At 69.8% G+C, this 25,663-nt stretch carries 18 protein-coding genes and 2 pseudogenes; 5 read left to right on the top strand and 15 right to left on the bottom strand.

The window, feature by feature from the left end:
• The first annotated feature begins 23 nt into the window (after nucleotides 1-23).
• Nucleotides 24-2,381, top strand: a complete 2,358-nt coding sequence (locus NM203_RS09975; protein WP_408633325.1) for an arylsulfatase — start codon at nucleotides 24-26, stop codon at nucleotides 2,379-2,381.
• 108 nt (nucleotides 2,382-2,489) lie between these two features.
• Here the strand turns inward: NM203_RS09975 and NM203_RS09970 are convergent, their stop codons facing one another.
• The 3 genes from NM203_RS09970 to NM203_RS09960 are packed head-to-tail and all read right to left on the bottom strand — an operon-like array spanning nucleotide 2,490 to nucleotide 5,181.
• Nucleotides 2,490-3,662: a sensor histidine kinase gene (locus tag NM203_RS09970; protein ID WP_255059683.1), complete on the bottom strand. Its 1,173-nt coding sequence runs from the start codon at nucleotides 3,660-3,662 to the stop codon at nucleotides 2,490-2,492.
• On the bottom strand, nucleotides 3,659-4,411 hold the full coding sequence (locus NM203_RS09965; protein ID WP_255059682.1) for a response regulator: 753 nt from the start codon (nucleotides 4,409-4,411) through the stop codon (nucleotides 3,659-3,661). Before NM203_RS09965 ends, NM203_RS09970 begins: the two co-directional genes overlap by 4 nt.
• Before the next feature lie 59 nt (nucleotides 4,412-4,470).
• Nucleotides 4,471-5,181 (bottom strand): hypothetical protein, encoded by a 711-nt coding sequence (locus NM203_RS09960; RefSeq protein WP_255059681.1) that lies wholly within the window; start codon nucleotides 5,179-5,181, stop codon nucleotides 4,471-4,473.
• Nucleotides 5,182-5,381: 200 nt separating this feature from the next.
• On the opposite strand from NM203_RS09960, the gene NM203_RS09955 reads away from it, so the two are divergent.
• Nucleotides 5,382-6,128 carry a hypothetical protein gene (locus NM203_RS09955; protein ID WP_255059680.1) on the top strand — a complete coding sequence of 249 codons (747 nt, stop codon included), beginning with the start codon at nucleotides 5,382-5,384 and terminating at the stop codon, nucleotides 6,126-6,128.
• A gap of 60 nt (nucleotides 6,129-6,188) precedes the next feature.
• Nucleotides 6,189-7,253, top strand: coding sequence for a coiled-coil domain-containing protein (locus NM203_RS09950; RefSeq protein ID WP_255059748.1), 1,065 nt, complete (start codon nucleotides 6,189-6,191; stop codon nucleotides 7,251-7,253).
• A gap of 13 nt (nucleotides 7,254-7,266) precedes the next feature.
• Here NM203_RS09950 and NM203_RS09945 read toward each other — a convergent pair whose 3' ends face one another.
• The 7 genes from NM203_RS09945 to NM203_RS09915 all read right to left on the bottom strand — a co-directional run bounded on the left by NM203_RS09945 (nucleotide 7,267) and on the right by NM203_RS09915 (nucleotide 18,162).
• Entirely contained in the window at nucleotides 7,267-8,436 is a 1,170-nt protein-coding gene (locus NM203_RS09945; protein WP_255059679.1) for a lycopene cyclase family protein, read from the bottom strand.
• 46 nt (nucleotides 8,437-8,482) lie between these two features.
• On the bottom strand, nucleotides 8,483-9,754 hold the full coding sequence (locus tag NM203_RS09940) for a H(+)/Cl(-) exchange transporter ClcA (protein ID WP_255059747.1): 1,272 nt from the start codon (nucleotides 9,752-9,754) through the stop codon (nucleotides 8,483-8,485).
• A 91-nt stretch (nucleotides 9,755-9,845) separates the two neighbouring features.
• On the bottom strand, nucleotides 9,846-11,984 hold the full coding sequence (locus NM203_RS09935; protein ID WP_255059678.1) for a DNA gyrase subunit A: 2,139 nt from the start codon (nucleotides 11,982-11,984) through the stop codon (nucleotides 9,846-9,848).
• A 9-nt stretch (nucleotides 11,985-11,993) separates the two neighbouring features.
• Nucleotides 11,994-14,027: a toprim domain-containing protein gene (locus tag NM203_RS09930; RefSeq protein WP_255059677.1), complete on the bottom strand. Its 2,034-nt coding sequence runs from the start codon at nucleotides 14,025-14,027 to the stop codon at nucleotides 11,994-11,996.
• Nucleotides 14,028-14,113: 86 nt separating this feature from the next.
• Complete coding sequence (locus NM203_RS09925) at nucleotides 14,114-16,162, bottom strand: AMP-binding protein (RefSeq protein WP_255059676.1); 2,049 nt, start codon at nucleotides 16,160-16,162, stop codon at nucleotides 14,114-14,116.
• Nucleotides 16,163-16,232: 70 nt separating this feature from the next.
• Nucleotides 16,233-17,606: a DUF4407 domain-containing protein gene (locus NM203_RS09920; protein WP_255059675.1), complete on the bottom strand. Its 1,374-nt coding sequence runs from the start codon at nucleotides 17,604-17,606 to the stop codon at nucleotides 16,233-16,235.
• 250 nt (nucleotides 17,607-17,856) lie between these two features.
• Entirely contained in the window at nucleotides 17,857-18,162 is a 306-nt protein-coding gene (locus NM203_RS09915; protein ID WP_255059674.1) for a WhiB family transcriptional regulator, read from the bottom strand.
• Nucleotides 18,163-18,559: 397 nt separating this feature from the next.
• On the opposite strand from NM203_RS09915, the gene NM203_RS09910 reads away from it, so the two are divergent.
• The gene (locus NM203_RS09910) at nucleotides 18,560-19,711 is read left to right on the top strand and encodes an FHA domain-containing protein (RefSeq protein ID WP_255059673.1); all 1,152 of its coding nucleotides are present in this window, start codon (nucleotides 18,560-18,562) and stop codon (nucleotides 19,709-19,711) included.
• An 11-nt stretch (nucleotides 19,712-19,722) separates the two neighbouring features.
• Here NM203_RS09910 and NM203_RS09905 read toward each other — a convergent pair whose 3' ends face one another.
• Nucleotides 19,723-21,111 carry a MinD/ParA family ATP-binding protein gene (locus tag NM203_RS09905; RefSeq protein WP_308212820.1) on the bottom strand — a complete coding sequence of 463 codons (1,389 nt, stop codon included), beginning with the start codon at nucleotides 21,109-21,111 and terminating at the stop codon, nucleotides 19,723-19,725.
• 628 nt (nucleotides 21,112-21,739) lie between these two features.
• Here NM203_RS09905 and NM203_RS09900 point away from each other — a divergent pair.
• Nucleotides 21,740-21,865, top strand: a pseudogene (locus tag NM203_RS09900) (ESX secretion-associated protein EspG); the annotation flags it as partial.
• On the opposite strand, the pseudogene NM203_RS09895 reads toward NM203_RS09900, so the two are convergent.
• The 4 genes and pseudogenes from NM203_RS09895 to pfkB all read right to left on the bottom strand — a co-directional run.
• Nucleotides 21,862-22,146: pseudogene (locus NM203_RS09895) on the bottom strand (type VII secretion-associated serine protease); the annotation flags it as partial. The pseudogenes NM203_RS09900 and NM203_RS09895 sit on opposite strands and share 4 nt — an antisense overlap.
• Nucleotides 22,147-22,359: 213 nt before the next feature.
• Nucleotides 22,360-22,617 (bottom strand): HPr family phosphocarrier protein, encoded by a 258-nt coding sequence (locus tag NM203_RS09890; RefSeq protein ID WP_255059672.1) that lies wholly within the window; start codon nucleotides 22,615-22,617, stop codon nucleotides 22,360-22,362.
• Nucleotides 22,618-22,651: 34 nt separating this feature from the next.
• Entirely contained in the window at nucleotides 22,652-24,643 is a 1,992-nt protein-coding gene (locus tag NM203_RS09885; protein WP_255059671.1) for a PTS fructose transporter subunit IIABC, read from the bottom strand.
• Between the two features lie 21 nt (nucleotides 24,644-24,664).
• Nucleotides 24,665-25,648, bottom strand: coding sequence for a 1-phosphofructokinase (pfkB, locus tag NM203_RS09880; RefSeq protein ID WP_255059670.1), 984 nt, complete (start codon nucleotides 25,646-25,648; stop codon nucleotides 24,665-24,667).
• Nucleotides 25,649-25,663: the final 15 nt, after the last annotated feature.

Below are 25,663 nucleotides of genomic sequence, written 5' to 3'. Positions count from 1 at the left end.
TGACCGCTGAAAGGAAGTCACCCGTGCCGAACGGCTCACGCCACGTCCTCCCCATTCCCGACATCGTCCGGCCGGGCTACACCCCGTATGACGCCAAGGACCCTAACTCCCACTTCGCGCCGATCGAACCGCTGCGGCCACCCGCCGACGCGCCCAACATCCTGCTGGTGATGATCGACGACGCCGGCTACGGCGCGTCGAGTGCGTTCGGTGGACCCTGTAGCACCCCCACTTTAGAGCGACTGGCTGGAAACGGCCTGCGCTACACGAAGTTTCACACCACCGCACTGTGCTCTCCGACCCGGGCGGCGCTACTTTCGGGCCGTAACCATCACTCGGTGAACATGGGGGCCATCACCGAGATCGCCACCTCGGCACCGGGAATGACGTCCGCACGGCCCAACACGTGCGCGGCGCTGCCCGAGATCCTGAAACTCAACGGGTATGCCACCGCCCAGATCGGCAAGTGTCACGAAGTTCCGGTGTGGGAGACCAGTCCGATGGGTCCGTTCGACCACTGGCCCACGCCCGGAGGCGGTTTCGAGTACTTCTTCGGCTTCATCGGCGGCGAGACCGACCAGTACTATCCGTCGCTGTACGAGAACACCACCCCGGTGGAGCCGTCCGGCACCCCCGAACAGGGCTACACGCTCAACGAGGAGATGGCCGACAAGGCGATCGCCTACCTGCGTCGGCGCGCTGCGCTGACCCCGGACCGACCGTTCTTCATGTACTACGCGCCGGGCGCGACTCACGCACCGCACCACGTGCCGCCCGAGTGGGCCGACCGCTATCGCGGCGTATTCGACGAGGGCTGGGACAAGCTGCGTGAACGGATCCTCGCCCGGCAGATCGACCTCGGCACGATTCCGGCGGGCACCGACCTGACCGCGCGCAGCGAGGGTCTGCCGGCGTGGGACGAGATGGACGACGCTCTCAAGCCGGTGCTGATCCGCCAGGCCGAGGTGTACGCCGGCTTCATGGAGCAGACCGACTTCCACATCGGGCGGGTCGTTGACGAGATCGAGGAGCAGGGTCTGCTCGACGACACGCTGATCGTCCTGATCTGGGGCGACAACGGCGCGAGCGCCGAAGGGACGCTTCAGGGTTCGCTCAACGAGATGATCACACTCAACGGCATGCCCGAACTCGAGACACCGGAAATGCTGATCGCCGCCAAGGATCGCCTGGGTCTGCCCGGCACGGCGAACCACTACGCGGCGTCGTGGGCGCACGCGCTGAACACGCCGTTCCAGTGGACCAAGCAGGTGGCGTCCCACTTCGGGGGCACCCGCAATCCGATGGTGATCCACTGGCCGGCCCGGATCACGCAGTCCGGCATCCGACACCAGTTCGGTCATGTCAACGACATCGCCGCCACTGTCCTGGAGGCGGCAGGGCTACCGGAACCCACCGCGGTTAACGGCGTGCAGCAGCGCCCATTCGAGGGCACAAGCCTGGTGTACACGTTCGATGAGCCCGATGTCGACGAGCGTCACGACGTCCAGTACTTCGAAATGCTGGGCAACCGAGGCGTCTACCACAAGGGCTGGACCGCGGTAACCAAACACCGGACTCCCTGGGAGACCGGGGATGTCGAGTTGCCTGCCTTCGACGAGGACCGCTGGGAGCTCTACGACACCAGCTCCGATTGGAGCCAGGCCCACGACTTGGCCGCCGCACACCCCGACAAACTGGCCGAGTTGCAGCGCCTCTGGCTGATCGAAGCAGTCAAGTACAACGTCATCCCCATCGACGACCGCGCCGCCATTCGCGGCATGCCCGACGCGGCGGGCCGACCTGAACTGGCCATCGGCACCAGCCAGCGGATGTATCCGGGAATGAGCTTCGCCGAGGCGACCACCGTCAACACAAAGAACCGATCATTCGCGATCACCGCCCCCATCACGGTGCCCGACGCCGGTGCGGACGGGGTGATCATCGCGCTCGGCGGACACACCGGCGGCTGGTCGTTGTACGTGCACGAGGGCAGGTTGACGTTCTGCTACAACTTCCTGACGCTGAAGTACACCGTCGTGCGCAGCGCCGATGTACTGGCGGCCGGGGATCGGGAGGTGCGCATCGAATTCGGCTACGACGGCGGCGGTGTCGGCCTCGGCGGTACCGTCACTCTGTTCGTCGATGGTGCGGCAGTCGGCGCAGGGCACGTCGAACGCACTGTGCCCGCTGCATTTTCGGCCAGTGAGACCTGTACCGTCGGTGCCGATCCCGGCTCTCCGGTGTCGCAGGAGTACCCGGCCGGGAAGAACCGATTCACCGGAGGTATCGCCTGGGTGCAGATCGACGTCGGCGACCTCGACCCCCAACACCTTGCTCGCCAACGCGCCCAGCAGATCCGCGTCGCGATGGGTACTCAATGACGTTTGTGCCTGTACACCGTGGTGCGAGCGGACTTCCTTTCAACAAGTGTCCTCGAAGGCTCTGTAGCTGTTGACGCGCAAGTCGTGTCACATGGCTGTCCGTCTCTGTCAACCCGCCACGCGAAGGCTTGACACCTTGTCGTCTACGCCTGCCATGGGCAACTCGACGGTGAACGCGGCACCGGCGCCCGATCCAGCGCTCACCACCGAGATCGAGCCGGTGTGGGCCTCGACGAGGGCCTTGGCGATCGCGAGCCCCAATCCGGCGCCGCCGTGTTCGCGATCCCTGGCGGTGTCCGCACGATAGAAGCGTTCGAACACCCGCGGTAGATGCTCGTCGGAGATGCCCTCGCCGGTGTCGGCGACGACGATCCTCAGCCGTTCGCCGGCACGGACACAGCTGAGTTCGACGGATCCGCCGGCCGGGGTGTGCCGTAGGGCGTTGTCCAGCAGATTGCCCAGGATCTGGGACATTCGCTGCTCATCGGCCCACAGCGGCGGCAGCTCCGCCGCAATGCGGACGAACAGTGTCACCCCTTTGTCGACGTAGCGTTCCTCCACCGCCGCGACGCATTGTCGCGTCAGGCGATCGACGTCAATGATGGTGTACGACATGGAGACCGAACTCTCCTCGGCTTTGGCGAGGGCGGCGACGTCGTCGGAGAACCGCACCAGCCGACGGGTTTGATCGCGCAGCATGGCCGCAGTCTGCGGCGTGAGGGTGCGCACGCCGTCTTCGAGTGCCTCGATGTACGCCTCGAGCACCGCGACGGGTGTGCGGATCTCGTGCGCCAAGTCTCCGAACAACCGCTGTCTGGTCGAATCGACGGCCTGAAGCCGCGAAGCCATCTGGTTGAAAGCCGTTGACAGGGCGTCGAAGTCGTCGCCCAGATGCGGCGGTGACACGCGGATGCCGTAGTTCCCCTGAGCGACGTCGGTAGCGGCGGAGGCGACCTCGGTGATGGACCGTTGAAGCCGTCGGCTGACATAGAAGCTGACCGCCAGGGCGGCAAGCGCGGACACCGCGAGCGCACCTCCGATGGAGAGCATCGTCGCGTAGCCGTAGGCCTCCTCCGCGTGGACCTGCTCCAGCGAGTCCATCGGTACGCCCGCGCGGTGCAGATGCTCGCGAAACAGCGGCGGTCCGACGACGGCGGCCACGACGGCGGTCGTCACGACGCCGACTGCCAGCACGACGGCCTGCGCTGCCAGCAGTCGCAGACCGATGCCGGGGCCGCCCCGTGTTCGTCGTCGGCGGGTCGACGCAACCGGGGTACTCACTGCCCGGTCCCCATCCGGTAGCCCACGCCCCGCACCGTGATGAGGTAGCGCGGACGGGCGGCGTCATCGCCGAGCTTGCGTCGCAGATGGCCGATGTGGACGTCGACGAGGTGCTCGTTGCCCACCCACGGCCCGTCGCGGACGATATCGAGGAGTTGCCGTCGGCTCAGCACGATCCCCGGCCGACCCGAGAGGGCCTCGAGAATGTCGAACTCGGTGCGGGTCAACAGGATCTGTTCGTCGTCGATGCGCACCTCGCGGGCGGCGACATCGATGCTCAGCGCTCCGAACCGACGCGGGGGAGCGACGTCGAGTCCGGCGCTCGCGGTGGCCGATTGCAGGACGCGGGGCCGTCGCAGCATCGCGCGGATGCGCGCCACGAGTTCGCGCGGGCTGAAGGGTTTGGTGATGTAGTCGTCGGCGCCGACCGTGAGGCCGAGGACCTTGTCGATCTCGGCGTCGCGAGCGGTGAGCATGACGACGTAGGCGTCGGAGAAGGTGCGCACCTGCCTGCAGACCTCGAGTCCGTCGATTCCGGGGAGGCCGAGATCGAGGATGACGACGTCGGGGTCGAACTCGCGCGCCACGGCGATGGCGTCGACGCCGTTGCCGGCGACGACGGTCTCGAACTGCTCGCGTTCCAGATAGCTGGCCACCACTTCGGCCAGCGGAAGCTCGTCGTCGACCACCAGCGCGCGGTATCCCTTCGCGGTGTCAGGCGCCGACCGGTGATGCTCCATGGTCACCATGGTGCCCGCAGACGTGGACTCGGTGTCGCACGGTGCGCAACTGCCGCACCGCCTAGCTGTCAATGGCCGTGGTCGTGACCGTCGTGACCGTCGCCCGACGGTGCAGCCGGCGGTTCCGGAGCGCGGCTCGGTTCCGGTGCGCGGCTCGGTGCAGGCGCCGGTGCTGCCGGCGTCGCAGGCGCCGCCGGCTCGGGTCCGCTCACGTGATGACCGTCTGCATGCTCGGCGTCGGCGCCGTGGTGCTCGCCCTCCGCGCTGGCCGGCGAGTGATGGCCGTGCTGCAGGCCCGATGCGACTCCGACGGACGACGCCAGCGCGACCACGCCGACGGCGCCGACGAGGACCATCGCGCTGGCGAATACCGGCACCCGCTGACCGCGTAGCCCGCGGTGTAACACCCATCCTGCGCCCATGACGACGTACACCTGAAGCAGCAGCGCGCAGAGGTCCGCCGCCTGCACGATCTCCGGCACGCCCGCGTGCGGACCGAACGGGGCTCCGGCCGTCCTCGATACGGCCCAGAGGGCGATGGCTCCGAGGTTGGCCGCGATGCCGACTGCGAGCACTGCGGTCGTGGTTCTGGCCAACACCACCGTCGCCCACCCGAGTTGGAACATCGCCAGCGATGCGAAGAACAGTCCCGCCGGCATCCACTCCTGCCAGTGGTTCGGGACCACGGCGAAATGGATGACGGAGGCGCCGAGCGAGGCCAGCGCGGCCAGCCGTGCAGCGAGCCTGCTGTCGGTCTTCGTCGCCGTTCTTGTTGCCACTCGTCCGATGATGACAGCAGTGGACCCGATCAGTGGGGGCACGAAACCACATCTCAACGGGACCGAGACTGTTCCGTCACCGGTGGATTCGAGCTCCTCAGCGGCGATCTCGGCGGCGGGCCCGTAGGTGCTTGGCGATGGGTCCGATCCGTCGGGGGAATCCGGATCGCCTGCATGCCCGGTGGGTGCATCATGTGGCAATGGCGGCTGCCGCCCTCCTGCGGGCTCTCCGGCTGGGTGCCGCCATGACGCTGGCGGCGACACTCGCGACCGGATGCGGCGGAGCCGACGACGGTGAACCCACCGCCGGTCCTCCCGCCGAGGCGACGTTGGCCGTCGTCGGGATCGCGTACGACGCGACGCTGTCGCTGCGGTCCGCGCCCGGCGACGAGCAACGTGTCGTGGCTTCGCCGGGGCCACTCGCTGACGATCTGGTCGCCACTGGTCGAGCACGGCAGCTGGACTCGGCGATCTGGTACGAGGTCACGACCGACGGCGTGACCGGCTGGGCCGACTCGTCGGCGCTGGCCTACCTCGGGGCCACGTCCGACGCGACCGCCCGGATCGTCGACGAACTCGGGTCGCCTCCGACCGCTGCGTCGATGCTCGAGCTGGGCCGGATCGTCGCGTCGGCCGCGTCCCCCGAACCATCCCCGTCGTCTCGGGTGAGCGTCACCGCGGCGCCGACGGAGACCGACCCCGGCCAGGTCGTCTACGACGTGCTCGGGTATCAGGACGACTCCGTGGCAGGTGAGAGGCTGCGCGTAACCGGAACACCCGGAGCGGTTTTCACCCTCACGTCGATCGAGGCGACGGTGTATATGTCGGCGCGGCGTCTCGGACGACAGCAGGCGTCTGTGCGTATGACTCGTTGGTTGTCGGCCACTCGAGCCGTTCGGCGGTGGTGCTCACCGGGACGAGTGGACATCGACGACACCACTTCGTAGCCTGTCCGAGGCGCACGTCGCCAGTCCGAGATCGCTCCCGACAGGTTAAGGATCGCGACCATCCCGAGGATCGGCCACTCACTTCGGCGAACGGCGGCCGGTTGCGCGGCTGTCGTCGTCGTGCTCGCCATGTCGGTTGCGGGCGGAGTCAAGGCGGACCCGGCCGCCGATGCGATGGCCGAACTCAACGAGTTGTCCCGGCAGGCGGTCCAGACCCGTGAGGCCGTGACAGTGGCCCAACGCGACGTCGACGACAGGGTGGCCGAGCAGACGGTGGCCGAGGAGCGCCACCGCGCCGACCTGCAGGTCCTCGACGCCGCCAACCTCGAGCTCGCGCCGTACCAGGCGGCCGTCAACCGGCTGGCGTCGATGACCTACATGAGTGGAGGCACCGGTCAGCTGGCGGCACTGCTGACGGCGAGCTCCCCGCAACAGCTGATCGACCAACTCTCGCTGCAGCAGGTGATCGGCGGCGTGACGGCCGATCAGATGCAGAGGTTCAGTGCCGGGCGTGAGCGCGCCGCCGCCGCGGCCGCCGTCTCGCAGGCGTCGGCCGATAACGCCAGGGCCGCGGCCGAACAGGCTGCCGCGGTGCGCGCCGACCTGCAGAGCAAGTCGAGTGAACTGCAGCGTCAGATCATCGCCGCGGAGGCGAAGTACGCCTCGCTGACCCCGAACCAGCAGGCGGTGGTCGATCTCGCGGCCGCGGTGCCGCCGCAGCCGCAGGCTCCGCCCGCCGACCTCCCGCAGGCGCTGCCCGCGGACATTCCGGAGGCGCTGCCCGTCGGCGTGGCGAACGAAGCCGGGCTCCAGGCCAACACCGTGGTGGCAGCCCGCGCCGTCAGCGCTCAGTTTCCCCAGATCGCCGCCATCGACGGCGTGCGGCCGGATTCGAAACCGTGGCATCCGAGCGGCCTCGCGATCGACATCATGATCCCCAATTCCGAGAGTCCCGAGGGCATCGCGCTCGGCGACGCGATCCTCGCGTTCGCGATGAGCAACGCGGCTCGATTCGGATTGCAGGACGTGATCTGGCGGGGCACCTACTACACGCCCGCCGGTCCGCAGAGCTCAGGCTACGGCCACTTCGACCACGTGCACATCACCACGACACCGCGCCGCTGAGCCCGCGAATCCGCTAACGCGTCGGCAGCAGGGGATACACGGCGGACCCGACGAGGTGACGGCGCAACCGACCCTTCGACGCCCAGAAGAGGCTGTTCATCGCCGCGGCGGTGCCGCCGACGTCGTCGCGGGCGGTGAGGTAGGTCCACCGGTGCTCATCGGGAAGGCTGAAGAACCGCTCGAAGAAGACGGGCACGTCGGTGGGGGGCATCCGCAGCAGCGACTCCAGGCCGATCATGTGCACGTGGTGGACGAGCCGTGCGCTGCGCGACCACACGACCTCCCGCCCTGCCGCGAGCGCTCCGCCCCGGTCGCCCGGCAGGTTCGCGGCCAGCGCGGCCGCCACCTGCGGGGCGAGTCGCAGCGACGTGGCCAGGTTGAATCCGGTCGCCGGATGAATCAACGGCGCCGCCGCACCGAACCCGAGTGCCCCGCGGCCGCGGTGGCGCGGATGGTCGAGCCGGAACCACACCTTCTCGCTGCGGGCGTCCTCCGGGACCCGGACGCCGTGGCGGGCCAGCCGGGCGTGCAGGCGGCGTCGCAGCGTCGACATCGGGAGCCCCGGTCGTCGCGCCAGTGACGTCTCCTCCACCAGTACCCGGCCACCGCCGAGCGGTATCACGTAGAGGAACGTCGGCCACCCGGTCTCGCCGTGATCGGCGCGCCAGTCCATGAACAGGGCCTCGCCGGGCGCGATGAACGCCGCGGCGGCGTCCTCGTCGACGATCAATCCGTAGGCCGTCTGAGCCGCGGCCTCGCGCCGCGACACCGTCGGGTCCAGGGGCCGCGCGCCTCCGCCGGCGTCGACGACCACGGCGGCCCGCAGCTGCGACCCGTCGGCCAGGGCGACGACGCCGGACTCCGGCGATCCGACTGCGCGACCGCCGTGGACCCGTACCCCGGTCAGCCCCTCGACCAGGTGGCCTTGAAGAGCGGGCACATCGAGAACCGCGTACTCCCAACCCAATTCGTGTTCCGTCTGAGCGATCACCCGGCCGGCGGCGCGGGCCGCGATCACGGACTCCGGCAGGTGGGCGGGCAACTCGCGGCTCCACATCCCGTAGGTCGCCGTCCACGGCCGGTCCGGCGCCGGGTCCACCAGCCCGGTGGTCAGTCCGAGTCGCCCGCACGCCCCGGCCAACGCCACGCCGGCGGGCCCGCCGCCGACCACCAGAACGTCCATACCTCCATCGTGCCTTTCAGCTGCCGGTCTCCCGGACACGGGCCCGTCAGCTCTGCGGAGCCATCCGCTCGCGGAGGCTGTCGTAGATCGGCGGCGATCGCAGGAGCTCCGCGACGAGAACCGCCGCCGCCGTCGCGGCCAACATCGGCACTGCGACCGACGTCGTGCTCGTCATCTCGATGACGAGCACGATGGCCGTCACCGGTGCCCGCACGCTGGCGCCGAAGAACGCGGTCATCCCGACGATCGCCATCGGCACTGCCAATCCGGTGATGTCGCCGGGCCAGAAGGCGTTCACCGCGCCGACGAACAGCACGCCCCAGAGCGTGCCGACCGCCAGCAGCGGGGCGAACAAGCCGCCCGGCACGGCAGCGGCGTAGGACAGTGGACCGGCGACGAACCGCAGCGCCAGAAGGCCGGCGATTGCGAGCAACGCGAAGGTGTGACCGCCGAGAATCATCTGCGTCAAGGTGTCGCCCCCGCCGGTGGCGAGTGGCTGTAGGAACGTCACCAACCCGATGACCGCACCGATCACCGCCGCTTTCACGACCGCGGGAACGCGGGGTATCGATCGGACGCGGTCGAGAACGCTGAGCACCAACCGGTTGTAGACGGCGCCGAGGCAACCGGTGAGAAGGCCGAAGACGACGAAGAGGGGCAGCCAGGACAGCGACGGGGACGACAGTGAACCGACGATGAAGTCCGGGTGATCGCCGGCGATGAGTCGAGCGCAACCGACCGCGGTGGCGGTGGCGAAGACGGTGGCCAGAACGGTCAGGAGCCGGACGGACTTCGTCACCTCCTCGAGGGTGAAGAGGGCACCTCCGATCGGCGCATTGAAGGCGACCGCCAGACCGGCCCCGCCGAGGGCCGCCTGCAGCATCCTGATGTCCGCGTCGGGGAGGCGGGCGCGCCGCGCGGCTTCGGCTCCCACCGCCGCACCCATGTGCACCGTCGGCCCCTCGCGACCCAGGACGAGGCCCGATCCGATCGCCAGGACACCGCCGACGAACTTCGCCGGGAGTAGGCGCAGGAGCGGGGGCGTGGCGTCGCCCCGATGGACCGCCTCCACGTGCTGGATACCACTGCCGGCGGCCAGCGGCAGCCACCGCACGATCAAGGCCGCGAGGGTTGCGCCGATCGCCGTGGTGGCTACGAGCACGAGCCAGCCCGGTCCGGGCAGCCGGTGGGCCCAGTCGGCGAGGTCGACGCGCAACGCGTCCGCCGTCGCAAGACACCAGCGGAAGGCGCCGCCCACGAAGCCGATGACGACTCCGGCGACTATCGCGGTCACGCAGATGACGACGGCACCCCTCATGGACCGGCCGTCAGGAGCGCTGTCAATGAGCACCAACAGATTCTGCGGGTAGGTCCGGGTGTGGCGCAAAGGTGCGGTGTGCCGCGGGAACCTAACCGGCAGGCGTCACGTCCGCGCCGGATCCCTTGATCGACGACTTCGCCCGGCTCTCGGCGCGCACCGCCCGCCCGTTCCGCACGAAGCCCGTCTGCGAGATCGACGCCGACAGCACCGCGTCCTCACCGCTGACGAACGGGTGGAACCCGACGCCCGCGCCGCCACGGCCCTTCACCGGGATGTCGGCGACTTCGGTGACCTTCCAACCCTTTTCGGATGTCGACAGGATGGCCTCGCCGTTCTCACACGACACGGGTAGCGCGGCGATCACCTCGTCGCCGTCGGCGGCCAGCCTCACCCCGGCCACCCCGTTGCCCGCCGCGCCCTGCGGATTCACCGCGGCGGGGTCGATGCGCAGAATCTTCCCGCGCCGGGTCACCAGCGCCAGGTGGTAGCCGGCGGGCAGCACCCCCGAGCGCACCAGGCCGACGATGTCCGGCGCCACCGGGATGTCGCGGATCTTGTAGGGCAGGCCGCTGCCGGTGGTGAACTTGACCCGTCCGTCGGCCCACACCGCCCAGCCCAGCCCCGAGGTGAGCAGCTCACCGTGGCTGTCTGAGAACACGCCCCGATCATCGAGACGCCAGGAGGCGTTGACCTTCCGCTCGCGTGGCCCGTCCTCGTCGGTGCCGGCCGCAACGGGTGTCGCCGACGCGTCCAGTACGGTGCGACGGTCGAACTCGGTGCCCTTGAACAGTTTCGCGGTCTCCACCAACTCCTGGTCGATGACCTTGCGGCGGGCGTCGGGGTTGGACACCAGCTCGGTCAGCGCCGCGAACTCGGCGTCCAGCTTGTCGGCCTCGGCTTGCAGCTCGATGACGTCGAGCTTCGTCAGTCGCCGAAGTTGCAGCGCCAGAACGTAGTTGGCCTGCTCCTCGTCGATCTGGAACCGTTCCTGAAGACCCTGCCTCGCGTCGTCGACGGTGTCGGATCCGCGGATCACCGCGACCGCGGCGTCGATGTCCAGGTGGATCTTCATCAGGCCGGCCACCAGGTGGCGCCGCGCGGTGACCTTGTCCAGCCGATACTCGCTGCGCCGCAGCACCACCGAGTCGCGCAGGTGCAGGAAGGCGGAGATCAGTTCGCGCACCGACCACCAGCGGGGCACGCGATCCTCGTCGAGCGCGACCAGACTGGCGGCGAACGTCGACTCCAGCGGGGTCAGCGCGAGCAACTGGTCGCGGATCGTGTCCGCACTGTGTCCGCGTTTGGCGGTGACCACGATGCGCAGCCCGTTGCGGCGGTCGGTCAGATCGGACATGTCGGCCACGCCCGACATCTCGCCGGACTCGACCAGGGCCCGAATCCGTTCCTGCACGGTGTTACTCGCCACCCCCGGTGGCAACTCGGTGATGATGCAGTTCTTCCCGTCGACGGACACGGTGCCGCGCACGGTGAACTGTCCCCGGCCGGTGGTGATGTACTCGCGCAGCCCGGCCGTCCCGACCACGGTGGCCCCGCAGCCCCAGTCGGGGCCGGGAATGAGCTTCATCAACGTGTCGTCGGTCGTGTTGGGCCGCGCGAGCAGCGCCCGGCAGGCCGCCATGATCTCGCGGGGATTGTGGGCGGGCACCTTGGTGGCCCAGCCCTCGGCGATGCCGACGGCGCCGTTGCACAGGAGCACCGGCCACTGGGCCGGCAGCACGGTCGGCTCGGTCCACTCGCCGTCGAACGTCTGCACCATCGGGACGGCGTGATCGTCGAGTTCGGCGGTCAGCGCGGCGCCGGGCGCCGACAGCCGCATCTCGGTGTAGCGGTCGGCGGCGGGGATGTCGCCCTGGATGCGCGGGAAAGCGCCCTGTCCGTCAATGACTTTCACGCGCTGGAACTCGGCGGCCATCAGCGCGGCGGCGCCGTACATCGACGCGCCGCCGTGGGGGTGCAGGTTCCCGGTGACCGCCGAGCAGACCTTGGAGGACTTCTGCGGTTTGTTGCCGGGCAGCAGCTTCGAGTCGTGCATCTGATAGAGCAGACGCCGCTGGCCGGGCTTGAGCCCGTCGAACGCCGACGGGATGGCGCGGTCGCTGACGCTGTAGAGCGCGAAGGTCAGCTGATAGCGGTTCCAGTAGTCGTCGGCGCTCTGGTCGAGCACCAGGTCGGGATTCTGTTCGGGTACGTCCAGGGTGGCGGTCACGGTGATTCCCTACGTCAGGTCCAGCGAGGAGGTGTCGACGACGGCGGCGACATCGGCCATCCACGTGCGTCGACCCTCCGGCGGTCCACCGAACAGAGTGTGGTGCAGCTTCTTCTCACCGTCGTCGAGATGCACGCGAATCACCGTGCGCCGCTGCGGATCCAGCACCGTGTTCCAGAAGTCGTCGGCGTCCATCTCACCGAGACCCTTGTTGCGCTGCACCTCCACCCGGCGTTTGGACGTCGCTTTCATCTGGGCCACCGCGGCGTCGCGTTCCGACTCGTCCTGGCAGTACACCCGCTGGGTTCCGTCTTTGACGACGAACAGCGGTGGCAGCGTCACGTACACCATTCCGGCCTCGACGAGGGGCCGATAGAAGTCGAGGAACATCGAGATGAGGCTCGAGTTGATGTTGCCCCCGTCGGGGTCGGCGTCGGAGGCGAACAGGATCCGGTCGTAGCGGCACATCTCGGGGTCGCAGTTGTCGCGCACACCGCAGCCCAGGATGCGTTCGATCGAGTCGAACTCGTCCTTGATCCGCGCCTTGCTCAGGGTGAAGCCGTACACGTTGGGCGGCTTGCCCTTCAGCGGGAACGCCGCCTGGAAGGTGGCGTCCCTGGCGGCCTTGATGGTGCCCAGCGCCGAGTCGCCCTCGCACAGGAACAGTTCGGCTCCCGACCCGCGCCCGGTTTCCCGGCTGGGCAGCAGTTTCGGCGGCAGCGACAGGTTCGTCCCGAGGCCCTTGGCCTTCGACGCCGCCCTGGAGCGGGCTTTCGCACCCTCGGCGCTGCGCCGCGCCCGTGCGGACTCGAGGGCCAGCTTGGTCCACAGCGTCACGGTGTCCCCGTTGGCGGGGTTGGCCGCCCAGATGGTGACGGCACGCGCGACGTCGGGGGCCATCGCCACGTTCAGCGACCGCGACGACACCGCCGTCTTGGCCTGGGAGTCCCACGACACGTCGGGGGCGCGGGTGTCGACGGCCAGCGCGGTGACCGCCGCGAAATCCTGCGGTTCCGGCCCCTCCTCGCCCTTGGCCAGGCCGAGATCGCGGATCCGGGAGGCCCGCTCCGCCAGGGCTTCCGACAGGCCCTTCATGGCGGCCGTCAGATGGGATCCGCCGCCGGGCGTTCGGACGGTGTTGCAGAACGCGGCCACGGTCGCCGGCTCGGCGGGTCCGGCGCTCAGCGACCAGCGGAACGGGGTCGGGCCGCGTCCGGTGGTGTACTCACCGCGACCCTCCACGACGGCGCGGACGCTCGGCACCGGGGTGTCGGCGGCGGTGCACATGAGGTCCAGCAGTGTCTCGGTGCCCCACGGGCCGTGGAACGGCTCGACCAGCGCGGGGGGCACCTCGTCGCCGGGCCAGCCCTCGTCGACGACGGCGAGATGCACCCCCGGCGACATCCGGGCGGCCGCGTGCGCGCGCAGCAGGACCTCGCCGATGTCCACGGTCGAGTCCGGCACGACGACCGGATCGAAGAGGATGCGCACCGTGGTGCCGTGCGCGTCGGGTTTGCGGTTGCCGGTGCCGCGCAGTTTCTGCGTGTCCGCGCGGGTGAACGGGGCGGCCGGATCGAAGTCCTTGCCCTCGAACACACCGGGGTAGCCGCCGCCGAAGCTCTGCAGGTAGGTCTTGCCCGCCCGGCGCACCGTCACGTCGGTCCGCGCCGAGATGAACACCGCTGCCGCGGCGCCGATTCCGTTCAGGCCGGCTCCCGTGCTGGCCGCGTCGGTGTGTGCGGAGAACTTGCCGCCGGCCCGCGCCGTTCCCAGGGTCTTGACGATGCCGTTCTTGCCGTTCACGGGGTCCGAGTCGACGGGCAGGCCCCGGCCGTCGTCCGCGACGCTGACCGACCCGTCGGCGTGCAGGGTGATCGTCACGCACGAGCCGCCGTGGCCGGGTTCGGCGACCTCCTCGATCGCGTTGTCGACGATCTCGCGCAGCGCGGTGTTGAGCACGTCGAGGCCCAGGTTGACCGCCGGCCGCAGGCGTGTGTGCTGGACATCGTCGAGCTCGGTGATGTCGGCGGCGGTGTAACTCACTGCTGATCCTTCTCCATCAGGTGCACGGGGGTGGCGTACGCATTCTGCCCTGCACCACCGACGCTGCGCGCGTCGCCTCGCCGTGATCAGCCCGCCAACTGGCGTTTCAGTATCTTCCCCGTCACAGTGCGCGGCAGTTCGTCCACGAATGTGACGTCACGCGGAATCGAGAAGCGACTCAGCCGGTTTCGCACGAAGTTCTTGACCATCGCCTCGTCGAGCGTCGCCCCGTCGGAGCGGACGATGTACACGGCGAGGCGTTGACCGTATTCGGGATCGGGAACGCCGACGACCGCGACTTCGCTGACTTGCGGCAGCAGGGCCAGCGCCTCCTCCACGGGACGTGGGAAGACGTTCTCACCACCGGAGATGATCATCTCGTCGTCGCGGCCCGCGATGAACAGGCGCCCGCTGGCGTCGAGGTAGCCGAGGTCGCCGGTGTCCATCAACCGGTCGGCGACGGCGGGCGATGCCGCGTTCGTGTAGCCGTCGAAGAGCATGTCGTTGCCGACGAAGATGCGACCGACGGCACCGACGGGCAGGGGATTGCCGTCGGTGCCGAGGACGGCGACGCGCGTCCCGAGGGGTGGCCGGCCCGCGCTGGTGGGGGCGAGGCGAAGGTCGGTGGGATCGGCGATGGTCGCCCACGACACCTCGGTGGAGCCGTAGAAGTTGTACAGCACGTCGCCGAAGGTGTCCATGAACCTGGTGCAGGAGGCGCCCGGAATCGGAGATCCGCTGCTGGCAACGACTTTGAGTGAGGACGTGTCGTAGCGACTGATCACGGAGGCGGGTAGATCGAGGATGCGCTGAATCATGATCGGCACCACGACCAGGACCGTACAGCGGTGTCGGGCAACGGATTCGAGGCACTCCTCGGCGTCGAAGCGTTCCAGCAGTACCACCGAGGCGAGCAGCGGAGTGCTCAACTGCAGCGCGGCGAGGCCCCAGGCGTGGAACAGCGGAGCGGACAGCAGCATCACCTCGTCGCGGCGCAGCGGCATCCGCGACAGCATCGCGGCGATCGCCCCGAATCCGGGTGGCGTGGGGCGGCGGGCACCCTTCGGCGTGCCGGTGGTGCCCGAGGTGAGAACGACCAGTCTGCCTGGCTTCTTCGGGGGTGCCACCGGCGTCGCCTCAGTGCCGGCGGAGATGACGTCCTCGATCGAACGACGCTGGGCCACCGTCGATCTCGGGTGCGTCGAGAGTCGCACGATCCGGTCGGGGAGGTAGCGCACCAGCGGTTCGAACTCGTCGTCGACGAACACCACGTCGACCGCGTGGGAGGTGACGATTTCCTCGATCGCGCGGGCTGCCAGGCCGGGGTTGAGTAGCAGGGCGTTGGCCCCCAGCTTGCTCGCGGCGATCATGCACTCGACCATCGCCGCGCTGTTGCGGGCGAGGATCGCGAACGTGCTGTCCGTCGTCCAGCCCTCGGCGGCCAGCCCCGACGCGATGAAACCGGTGCGCGCGGCCATCTGCCCGTACGTCGTCGTCCCGTGCCGGTCGATCGACGCCACGGTGCCCGGTGAGCGCGCCGCCGCGGCACCCAACCCGCCCGCGAGGGTGAAGCCCCACTTGGCCAGCGAGTTGAGCTGCCGAAGACCGCGGTCGGGCCGGGAGGCGCGTGCGACGCCGCTGGCGATCATCGTTCTCAGGACGCTGAGTTGCAGTGAGTGCGCTTCCCCGGAGTTGGCCAGCACCGACGTCTGCTCCCCGTCGAGATACTCGGAGATGCGCAGCAGGCCGCTACGGACCCAGTCGCGAACGGCGCCGTCGCCGGTCTTCGCGAAGTCGGGGTGCAGCTGGCCGAGGGCGAAGATCCGCACCGTGATCCTCGCGCCGCCACCCTCCGGGACCAGCCGAATCGACGCGAAGCACCGACTCATCTGCGTCGCCTCGAGCCGCATCTCCATGATGGACTCGCGGAGCACCTGGCGCATCTGAAGCTGGACAACCGTGCCGCGCGGGCTGATCAGGCGAACGTGGAACAGGTGGGCCATGTCGGTGTGCAGCTCGCAGGAGCCGATGCCACGGAAGAACCGGGAGTACAGATCGGGTTCGCGCAGGATGCCCCAGACCGCCGGACACGCGTGATCGAGCGCCGTGTCGAAGGCGAGCACGTCGTGTGCCACGTCGGCCATTGTGGGTCATCCGCGGGCACCGCGGACCCGTTTCCCCGGCGGCCGTGGAACGCCGAGCGGGTTAGCTATCGGCGGGTGGCAGTTCGCGGACGTCGTCGCCCGCGCGAATCGCACTGTGCGCCGGACGCTTCGGGCCGTCGACCTCCACGACGAGAACCTCCTCGACCGGTTCGGCGGTGTCTTCGGTCTGCTCGGTCGTCACGCTCACCCGGTGGCTGCGCCGCAGGCTGAAGTGGATCTCCTCGGTCTCCTCGTACACCTGACGGGCGGCCCGCAGTGGCCGGGTGGTGGTGTCGATGGCGCTCGCGATGATCGGCGGCACGAACGGGCGCATCCAGCGCGCGGCCGCCTCGGCCACCTCGGGCACCACCGGCAGGACCGTGCGCCTCGCGGGCAGCGTCTCCCGCACGGCGGGTAGGGCCGCGGGCTCGTCGACCGGGGATTCGGCCACCACCTCGGGGACTCGCTCGGAGGCGACTCGCGTCGGGACCTCCAGTGCGGACGCCACTCGTCGGCGCTGCTCCTCGGAGTCGATCTCCGCCTGTGCTGCGACGGCGAGCCGCGCACTCTCGAGCTCCCGCTCGGCCCACATCGTCTCGACGGCGGCACGCACCTCGGCCTTCTTGACCGCGATCGCGGTGTCGGCCTCGATATCCGCTCGTTCCCGCTCGGCGAGTGCGGACGCGCGGCGATCCTCCGTGGTCTTGGCGCGCGAGATCCGGAGCAGTAGCGGAAAGAGGAACGCCAACACGAACACTCCGGTGAGCAGGGCCCGCAGCACGATCGCCGCGGGGCTCGCGAGCGTGTGGGCGTTCATGGCCAGCCAGCGGGCGCCGAACCCGCGGTCCGCTCCGGCGATCGCGGCGTCGCGCGCCCGCGTCAGCGCGGCCTGGTCGGCGGCGACCGCGGCGTCGAGCGCAGGCGCGAGCCGGTCGCGTTCGGACTCCGCCCTGTCGAGGCTCCGCTGCGCGTCCGCGAGGAACTCGTCGGCCGTGCGGAGTCCGGGTCCGGCGCCGGGCACACCGGTTATGCGGGTGGGCGGGCACTGCGGTGCCGCGCTGAACTCGCAGCGGGCGACGACCAGCGCGTCGTCGCGCCGGCGACTCGCCTCGGTGACGTCGTCGTCCAGAGCGGCTCGGGCCTGTCGCGCTCGCTCCAGGTCGCCGGCTGCCGCGACCACGGCGGGAGCCGTATCGGCGCCGCGAACGGCCTGGTCGTCGAGCCGGCGGTCGCTGGAACCCGCGAAGATCAGCATGGCGGCGAGCTCGCCGACGACGACACCCAGGACGACCGCCGCGATCGCGTAGGCGATGCCGCGCGGCCACGTCAGTGCGGCGGGGAAACGCTTGTCGAACATCGAAACTCCCGGAAATTCGGTGATGTTGAGCTGCGGCGGTGTCATCACGCCGGCGTGAGTGAAGCCATCGTCGCACATCGCCGAGCGCCTTCGCCGGTCTCGAAGGCGTGGAAACAGTCGAGCCGCCGACGCGTGTGCGTCGGCGGCTCAACGGGACGGTGCCGTCATCGCGCCTCTCGGCAAGTGGTCGCTCGAAGCGACTTCTGGGGTGGTACCCGGGGCATGTCCGGCACCGTCGGTTATTCGAACGGTGGAGGTGCCGCGGGTATTCCCCCGACCGCCGCCCGCGCTGCCGCCCCCTCGAATCGGCAGCGACGGCGGCGGGTGGTCAGGCGGCGTCCTCGACCGCTTCCAGGAACACCCGCCTCCCGGTGCGGACCGGATAGCCGTTGCGCTCGGCGAGGTCGCGCAGCTGACGGAGTGCGTGGCCGCGCCCGCGGCCGCCCTCGGGGATGACGACGCCGGCCCAGAGGCCTTCGGCGCGCGGCAGTTCGACGGCATCGCGAGCGCAGGCCCAACGCCTCGGGCACATCCGGCAGATGGCCTTCGCGTCCTCGTCCGCTGCCGTCACCCACTTCTCGGGGTTCGCGGTGCATGCGCCGATGGGCAGGCCGTCCAGTGCAACTGCGTTCATGGATCCTCCTTTGTCAGGCGCTGCCGTGGGTGCTGCGCTTCGGTGAAACGGAATCTATAGCAATAACCGTAGCGATGCAACAGTTTGAGATGGCGAGGTCAGCCGCTGCTGGGCGGTGGCGGTCCGAGTTGCGGAATTACACCGATGTACTCGCTGTGCTGCTGAGATGCAGGTGTCGCGCGATGCCCCAGGTAGGACTCGATGTTGCCGTCATCAGCCGAGCGTTGTCACCGCTACAGTTCAAGCGTAGCGACGACACGGTTAGGAACTGTTGCACTGGTGATCGACGGTCTGAAAACGCTTCGGAAATTCGCAGCCCAAGCCATAGCACTGCAGCGGGATTGGCTATCATTGCGGCACCGCGCAGCAGCCGCGCGACACCGTGTGGGGTATCGAGATGACGAGTTCAGAGGCGAACCTGGAACCGGGTTCGTTGGTCGTGCGGACCGACCGCTCGACGTACGTCGTGTCCCCGCGGATGGGCACCGCGACCATCGGCCGCGACCCGCACGCGCAGGTGCAGCTGGACGATTCGCGCATCTCCAGGGTGCACGTCCGTCTCGAACTCGTCGACGGCGCGTGGGTTGCCTCCGACACCAGCATGAACGGGATGTTCATCGGGTCGTCGCGAACCCATTCGGCGGTGCTCACCGACGGGATGGCCGTTCGATTGGGTGATCCGGCGGCGGGACCGCTGGTGCGGTTCGAGGTCACGCCCGTCCCGCCGCGGCCTGCGGAGGACGAGTCGACCAACCTCCTGGTGCCGATCGAACGGGATGAGGACGAGTCGACCGTGTCGCTGCACCCCGGCATGGTCCGTGCGGGCGCGGCCGCGGCGGCACGCAGGCGAGAGCTCGACATCAGCCAACGCAGCCTCGCCGCCGAGGGGATCATCAACGCCGGCGCGCTCATCGCATTCGAGAAGGGGCGAAGCTGGCCACGCGAGCGCACGCGAGCCAGGCTCGAAGAGGTCCTGCAGTGGCCGTCGGGCACCATTGCCCAGATCAAGGAGGGCCGGTCGACCCCGCCGACCCAGCCGAGCGGCGTCGTCTACGTCCAGCCACCCGCGACCCCGAGCGCCAACCCGACCCCGGCCGCGCAAGCCGGTGTGGGCGGAGACGAGTCGGCGCTGATCGCACAGGCGGTGGAGGCCGCGGTGAACAGCCTCGGGTCGACCATCGACGCGCTACCCCCGCTCGAGGACGCCGACTTCACCCCGCGCGCGAGTGCGATCCTGGTCGACCTGCGGCAGCTGGAGGCGGTCGCCGCTCGGGCCACCCGAATCGGCCGGGTGACGCCGACGCTCATCAAGGCGCTGAGCACCGTGCGGCGCGAGATCGAGGAGCTCACCCTGCTGGCGTCGACGGCGAGCACGGCCACGCTGGGCCAGCGGTTGTACGCCGCCCGGCGGCGCGCCGCGCTGACGGTCGGGGAGATCGCGCAGGCGGCGGGCGTACCGGAGGACGTGCTGGCGCAGGCGGAGGCGGATCAGCCGGTGTCCGCCGCGGAGACCGCGCTCATCGAGGCGCTGCTCGAGCAGCTCGCCTGACTGGGTGGGTCTTAGCGCTCCCGGTGGCGATCGTCGTTGGTGGGGAAGTGCTCGGCCAGCGCCGCGGCGATCTCGACGAACTTGCGACGTGTCGCCGGCGCCAGATCGCGGGTCCCCGAGATGACCCCGCCCGGTCGCAGGTGCGCGTCGAACGGCACCTCGATCACGGCCTGACCCTGCCCGGCGAACTGCTGCGCCAGGATGGCGCGAGTGCGCTTGTCGACGTGCCCGTCCGAGTCGTTGAGCACGACGACGGTGCGTCGCAGGAGGCCGGTCAGTCCGCGGTTGGCCAGCCAGTCCATGGTCTGGCCGGCCGTCGCGGCACCGTCCACCCACGGCGACGACACCACGATGAGGGCGTCCAGGTCGCGGAGCACTTCCTGGGTGACCGGGGAGTCCATCGTCGAACTGCAGTCGACGATCGAGATGGTGAAGTAGCGGTCGAGCCTCGCGGTCGCCTCGCGGTAGATCGCCGGGTCCAGGACGCGCCTGCGCGCCGGGCTGGCCTCGCCCGCCAGAACGAAGAGGCCCGCGGCGTTGTTGCCGACGCGGCTGCGGACGTCGGCGAACGTCTCGAGGTGCTGATCGGTGGCGAGCTCCCAGTAGGACCCCATCGCCTTGGGGTCGACGCGGCTGCCCAGCTTGCCGAAGGACGTGTCGGCGTCGATGGCGACCACCCGATCGTCCTGGCGCAACTCAGCGAAGATCGACCCGATGGTGGCCGACACGGTGGTCTTGCCGACGCCGCCCTTTCCCATCACGCCGATCTTGTAGTGCCCCCGGAGTACCGATCGAATGCGGTTCTCCTGCGCGGCCTGCTGGATCTCGTCCGGGGACTGGCCGGGGTTGACCAGTCCGAAAGTGGCGCGATACAGCAGTTTGCGCCAGCCGCTCCCCGGCGGCGTGCGCTTGGTGGGGACCAGTTGGTCGGCCCGAATGCGATCGGCGTAGGAACCCGTCGGTGGGGGCGGCATCACCTGCGCTCCCGGCGGCGGGTAGCCACCGGCCCAACCCGGGTGCAGCTGCTGACCGGGCGCGGGGCCCTGCGGGTGTGACGGCCGCGACGCGGGGGGCTGCGGGGGTGGCTGATGCTGGGGCGGCGGAGGGCCCTGCCAGCCGGGCTGTGCAGTCCATTGCGGCGAGCCGTCGGGCCGGTTCAGCGGCCCGGTATCCCTGGGCGTGCCGGGGGGCGGCCCGAATCGCTGTGACGCCGGGCGGCTCGGAGGCTCGCGCGGCGGCTCCGGTGCGGCCTCGGGCGGGGTGTACTCGACGGGCGGACGCGAGGGCAACGGCGTCGCGGCCGGGGTGAACGTCGGCTCCGCGGGCGTCGGTTCGTAGTCGGCGTCCTCGGGTCCGGTCCAGCCCAGATCCCTGCGCAGGGCGTCGTCGCGGTCGCTCACGGTGGTGGGGCTCCTTTCCCGTCCACTCAAGTATCAACCACGGACGGGCGGCGACGGTGAGATCCGGGACTGAGCGGCTGCTCAGCTAACCGATGGCAGACGGGGCGCATCCACCGGTGGGGGATGGCTGGGGGGCCGGGCCGAGCGGCCCTGCGGGGACCGGTTGGCGGCACCGCCGGGGTGGCGTGGGACGCGACGTTCGGAGGAGGAATGTCGACGAAATCTTCTCAGGCCGGTCGTAAAAGGCTGGTGCACAGGGTTATTCACGTGAAACATTCGCTTTTCCGCCGACGTGGCGAACTGGCGCCGTGGCGGAGAATTGGTGCGCCGGGCCCCTCGAAACCGCTGATAGGCTCGCTTCCGGCGAAAGGGGCGGCAGGCATGAAACGGCTCGATCTGGTCGCGCGGGCGAATGTCGGCGCGGGACAGCTTGGCAAAGGCATGGCACAGGATGGCCGTCCACTCCGATGACGGCTACTTTGGGTCGAGATCTGCCACGCGCCGTGCCGCCCGCGACGACGAGGTAGTAGATGGAAAGCGCTCAGGGGGTCCCACACATGTCCACGGAGTTGCGTGTGCACGTCACGCACCCCGGCGAGCCGGCGGCCGCGCGCGCCGAGGTCGGCGCATGACGGGGCACCTGGAAGACGTCGTCGCCGTCGAGGTCACCATCGACGGCATGCTCGTCATCGCCGACCAACTCCACCTCAGCGAGTTCCCGGTGACGATGGCCATCCTGCCCAACATTCCCCAGTCGCCACCGGGCTCGGCGGGCACCCGCGGCGACCCGTTCACGCCGGTGTCGATGACCGCGACGGTGACGCCGGCACCGGTGGCGAACTTCTGCGCCTCGGCGATGCGGAGGTAGTCGTTGGGCCACGGCTTGTCGACGAAGTTCGAGTTCGGAAAGGCCGTCGGCGTTCCGCATACGGCGCGCTGCTCGGTCGGCTGGTCGGGCCCCGTCTCGTCGGGTGGGAGTGCGGCGGGATCGATGACGGGGGGTTCGATGGCAAAGGCCGGAGGGGCGCTCAGCATCGCGAGCGTGAACGCGATCAGCAGGATGACGACACGCCGCAAGGCACGCCACCCCCTTCGGCGCATCGCCCTACGCTTAGCCCCCTGACCTCTTGCACCAGGTCATCCTATGGTGTCCCGACAGGGGGTCAGTCCGGTTTCTCGGCCGCCCGAACACGAAGGGCGGCGACGGCCCTGTTCAGGCCAATCGCCGCCCCTCGGGGGTGACTCAGCTCAGGCGTCGAGGTCCTGCGCGACGAGATCCGCAACGGTGTTCAGCGCGGCTTCGTCGTCGGACGCGACGGTCACCTGGGCTCCGTTCCCGGCGCCCAGCGTCATGATCATCAGCGCCGAACCGGCGTCGACGGGTTCACCTCCGTCGACGGCGAGGGTGACGGGCACCCCGGCGCTGACGACGGCTTCGGCGATGACGGCGGCGGGACGGGCGTGCAGGCCGATGGCGGAACCGACGGTGACGATCTTGGATGGCATGGCGTTCTCCTTCGAGGGGTTGGGGTTGATTGGATCAGACGGTGGCCAGCGCCGGGCTTTGCTCGGCGTCGACCTTGGGCTTGCCGAACTGCTTGGCGACGACGACGGCGGCGGCGCCGGCGACGGTGCCCGCCAGGATCGCGATGACGAACCACAGCTTGTTGTCGATCGCGAACAGCACGAAGATTCCGCCGTGCGGGGCCCGTGACGTCGCTCCGGCCGCCATGCAGATGGCTCCGGTGATCGCTCCGCCGAACATCATCGACGGGATGACGCGCAGCGGGTCGGCGGCCGCGAACGGGATGGCGCCCTCGGAGATGAACGACGCACCGAGAAGCCATGCGGCCCGACCGTTCTCACGCTCCGGCTCGCTGAACAGCCCCGGCCGGACCACGGTCGCCAACGCCATCGCGAGCGGCGGCACCATGCCCGCGGCCATGACGGTGGCCATGATCTCGAAGCTCGAGGTGGTGGCCGCCGCCAAACCGGCGGTGGCGAACGCGTAGGCGGCCTTGTTGACCGGGCCACCGAGGTCGAAGCACATCATCAGACCGAGGATGACGCCGAGCAGGATGGCCGACGTACCGGACAGACCGGTGAGCCAGTTGGTGAGGCTGGTGTTGACCCAGGCCAGCGGACGGCCGATGAGGAAGAACATGATGAGACCCACGACGAGCGAGGCGAACAGCGGGATGATCACCACCGGCATCAGGCCGCGCAACCACCGGGGGACGTTGAAGCTGCTGATCCAGAGGGCGGTGAAGCCGGCGATCACACCGCCCGCGATACCGCCGAGGAAGCCGCCCCCGACGAACACCGCGAGCGCGCCCGCGGTGAATCCGGGTGCGAGACCGGGTCGGTCGGCGATCGCGAAGGATATGTAACCGGCCAGCGCGGGCACCAGGAAGCTGAACGCCAGGCCGCCGAGCGTGAAGAGGATCGCGCCGAGGTACTGCATGAACCCGCCCTCGGGCAGGTTGGTCAGCGAGTTGTTGAGCGCGATGTCCTTGCCGTTGTCCGCGATCTCGTATCCCGCGAACAGGAAGCCGAGTGCGATCAGAAGACCGCCCGCGGCGACGAACGGGATCATGTAGGACACGCCCGTCAGGAGGATCTGCCGGGTGCGGGTGCCCCACCCGACCCCACCTCCGGCCGGGGTACCCGAGGACGGCGACGACGAGCCCGCGGCGGCTTCGACCCGCGCCGCGCTGGGATCGCTTGCCGCACTGACGGCTTCGCTGATCATCTTGGCGGGCTCGTTGATGGCGCGCTTGACGCCCGAGGCGATGACCGGCTTACCAGCGAATCGGCCGCGGTCCTTGACGCCCACGTCGGTGGCGAAGATGACGGCGTCGGCGGCGGCGATGGTCTCGGGTGACACCGGGGTGCTTCCCGAGGAGCCCTGCGTCTCGACGTGCAGGGTGACGCCTGCTTCCTTGGCTGCCAGCGCCAGCGAATCGGCGGCCATGTAGGTGTGCGCGATTCCGGTGGGGCACGCGGTGATCGCGATCAGCGTCGTGGTCCGCTTCGGCTCCACGGCGGGTGCCGGGGTGGCGGCTTCGGCCGCGGGGGCGGGGGCCGGGTTCACGACGCCCTCGACGAGCGCGACGATGTCGTCGGCCGACGCCGCGGTGCGCAGCGACTCGACGAACTCCTTGCGGACGAGGGCGCGGGCGAGGCTCGAGAGCAGCTTCATGTGCTCGGAGCCGCCGGACTCGGGAGCCGCGATCAGGAACGCGAGGTCGGCCGGGCCGTCGGGCGCGCCGAAGTCGACCTTGGGCGCCAACCGCGCGAACGCGATGGTCGCGGTGTCGACGTGCGGGGAGCGGCAGTGCGGGATCGCGATGCCGCCGGGCAGGCCGGTGGCGGACTGCGCCTCCCTGGCCATCGCCGCGGCGACGAGGCCGTCGCGGTCGGTGGTGCGGCCCGCGCCGTCGACCAGGGTGGCGAGCAGGCCGATGACGGCCTCCTTGTCGCCGCCTGCGTCGACATCGAGGGCGACGAGTTCAGCTGTGGTGGTGGACATCTCGCTACTTTCTGGTTGGTGTTACGGACGGGTGGACGCGGGTGCCAGTGCGTGCACCCTGACGGCGGACAAATCGAGATGCGCAGGCGACGGCAGTGCCGATCCCGGCAAGGCGGCCGCCGCACTGCCGTACGCGACGGCCATGCGGAGGCGTTCGGCCGGTTCGGCTCCCGCGACTTCGGCGCGCAGGTACCCGGCCAGCGAGCTGTCACCCGCCCCGACGGTGCTGCGCGGTGTGATCGGCGGCGGCGCGGCCATCCAGGCGCCGAGGCGGTCGACGAGCACCGCCCCCGCCGCCCCGAGCGTGACGAGGACGGTGCCCACTCCCTCGTCGACGAGCCGGCGCGCCGCCGACACCACGGGGCCCGGATCGCCCTGCGCCGCAGCCTGTTCGAGATCGTCGGCGGAGGCGCCGACCAGGCTGGCGAGCTCCTCGGCGTTCGGCTTGATGAGATCCGGGGCTGCGGTGCCGAAGGCGCGGGCCAGGGCGGCCAGCGGTCCCTCGGAGGTGTCGACGGCGACGCGGCAGGGCAGGTCGGCCAGCGTCGCCACCACGTCCGCGTACCAGGACTCCGGCATGCCCGGTGGAAGCGAGCCCGATAGCACCACCCACGACGCGTCCTGGGCCGCGGCGACGACGGTCTGTGTCAGCGCGACCAGTGCCGCCCCATCGAGGTGTGCGCCGGGCTCGTTGAGTTTCGTTGTGGTGCCGTCGGATTCGGTGATCGTCAGGTTGGTGCGAACGGCACTCTCGACGGGTACGCAGCGCGCGGGCACCGCGGCCGCCACCAGCGCGGCGACGAACGGATCGGACTCGGCGGCGGGCAGCAGCGCGACGGCGTCGACGTCGGCGAGTGCGAGCGCGCGGGCGACGTTGACGCCCTTGCCGCCCGGTTCGGAGGTCGCCGAGGTGACGCGGTGCACGGCGCCACGGGTCAGTGCGCCGCCGAGGGTGACGGTGCGATCGATGCTCGGGTTCGGGGTGACGGTGACGACTGTGGTCATGCGCGATCCGCCTTC

This window comes from Mycolicibacterium arenosum (genome assembly GCF_024320865.1).
In the GTDB taxonomy this organism is placed as follows: domain Bacteria; phylum Actinomycetota; class Actinomycetes; order Mycobacteriales; family Mycobacteriaceae; genus Mycobacterium; species Mycobacterium arenosum.
This window is presented reverse-complemented; position numbering and strand designations above follow the sequence as displayed.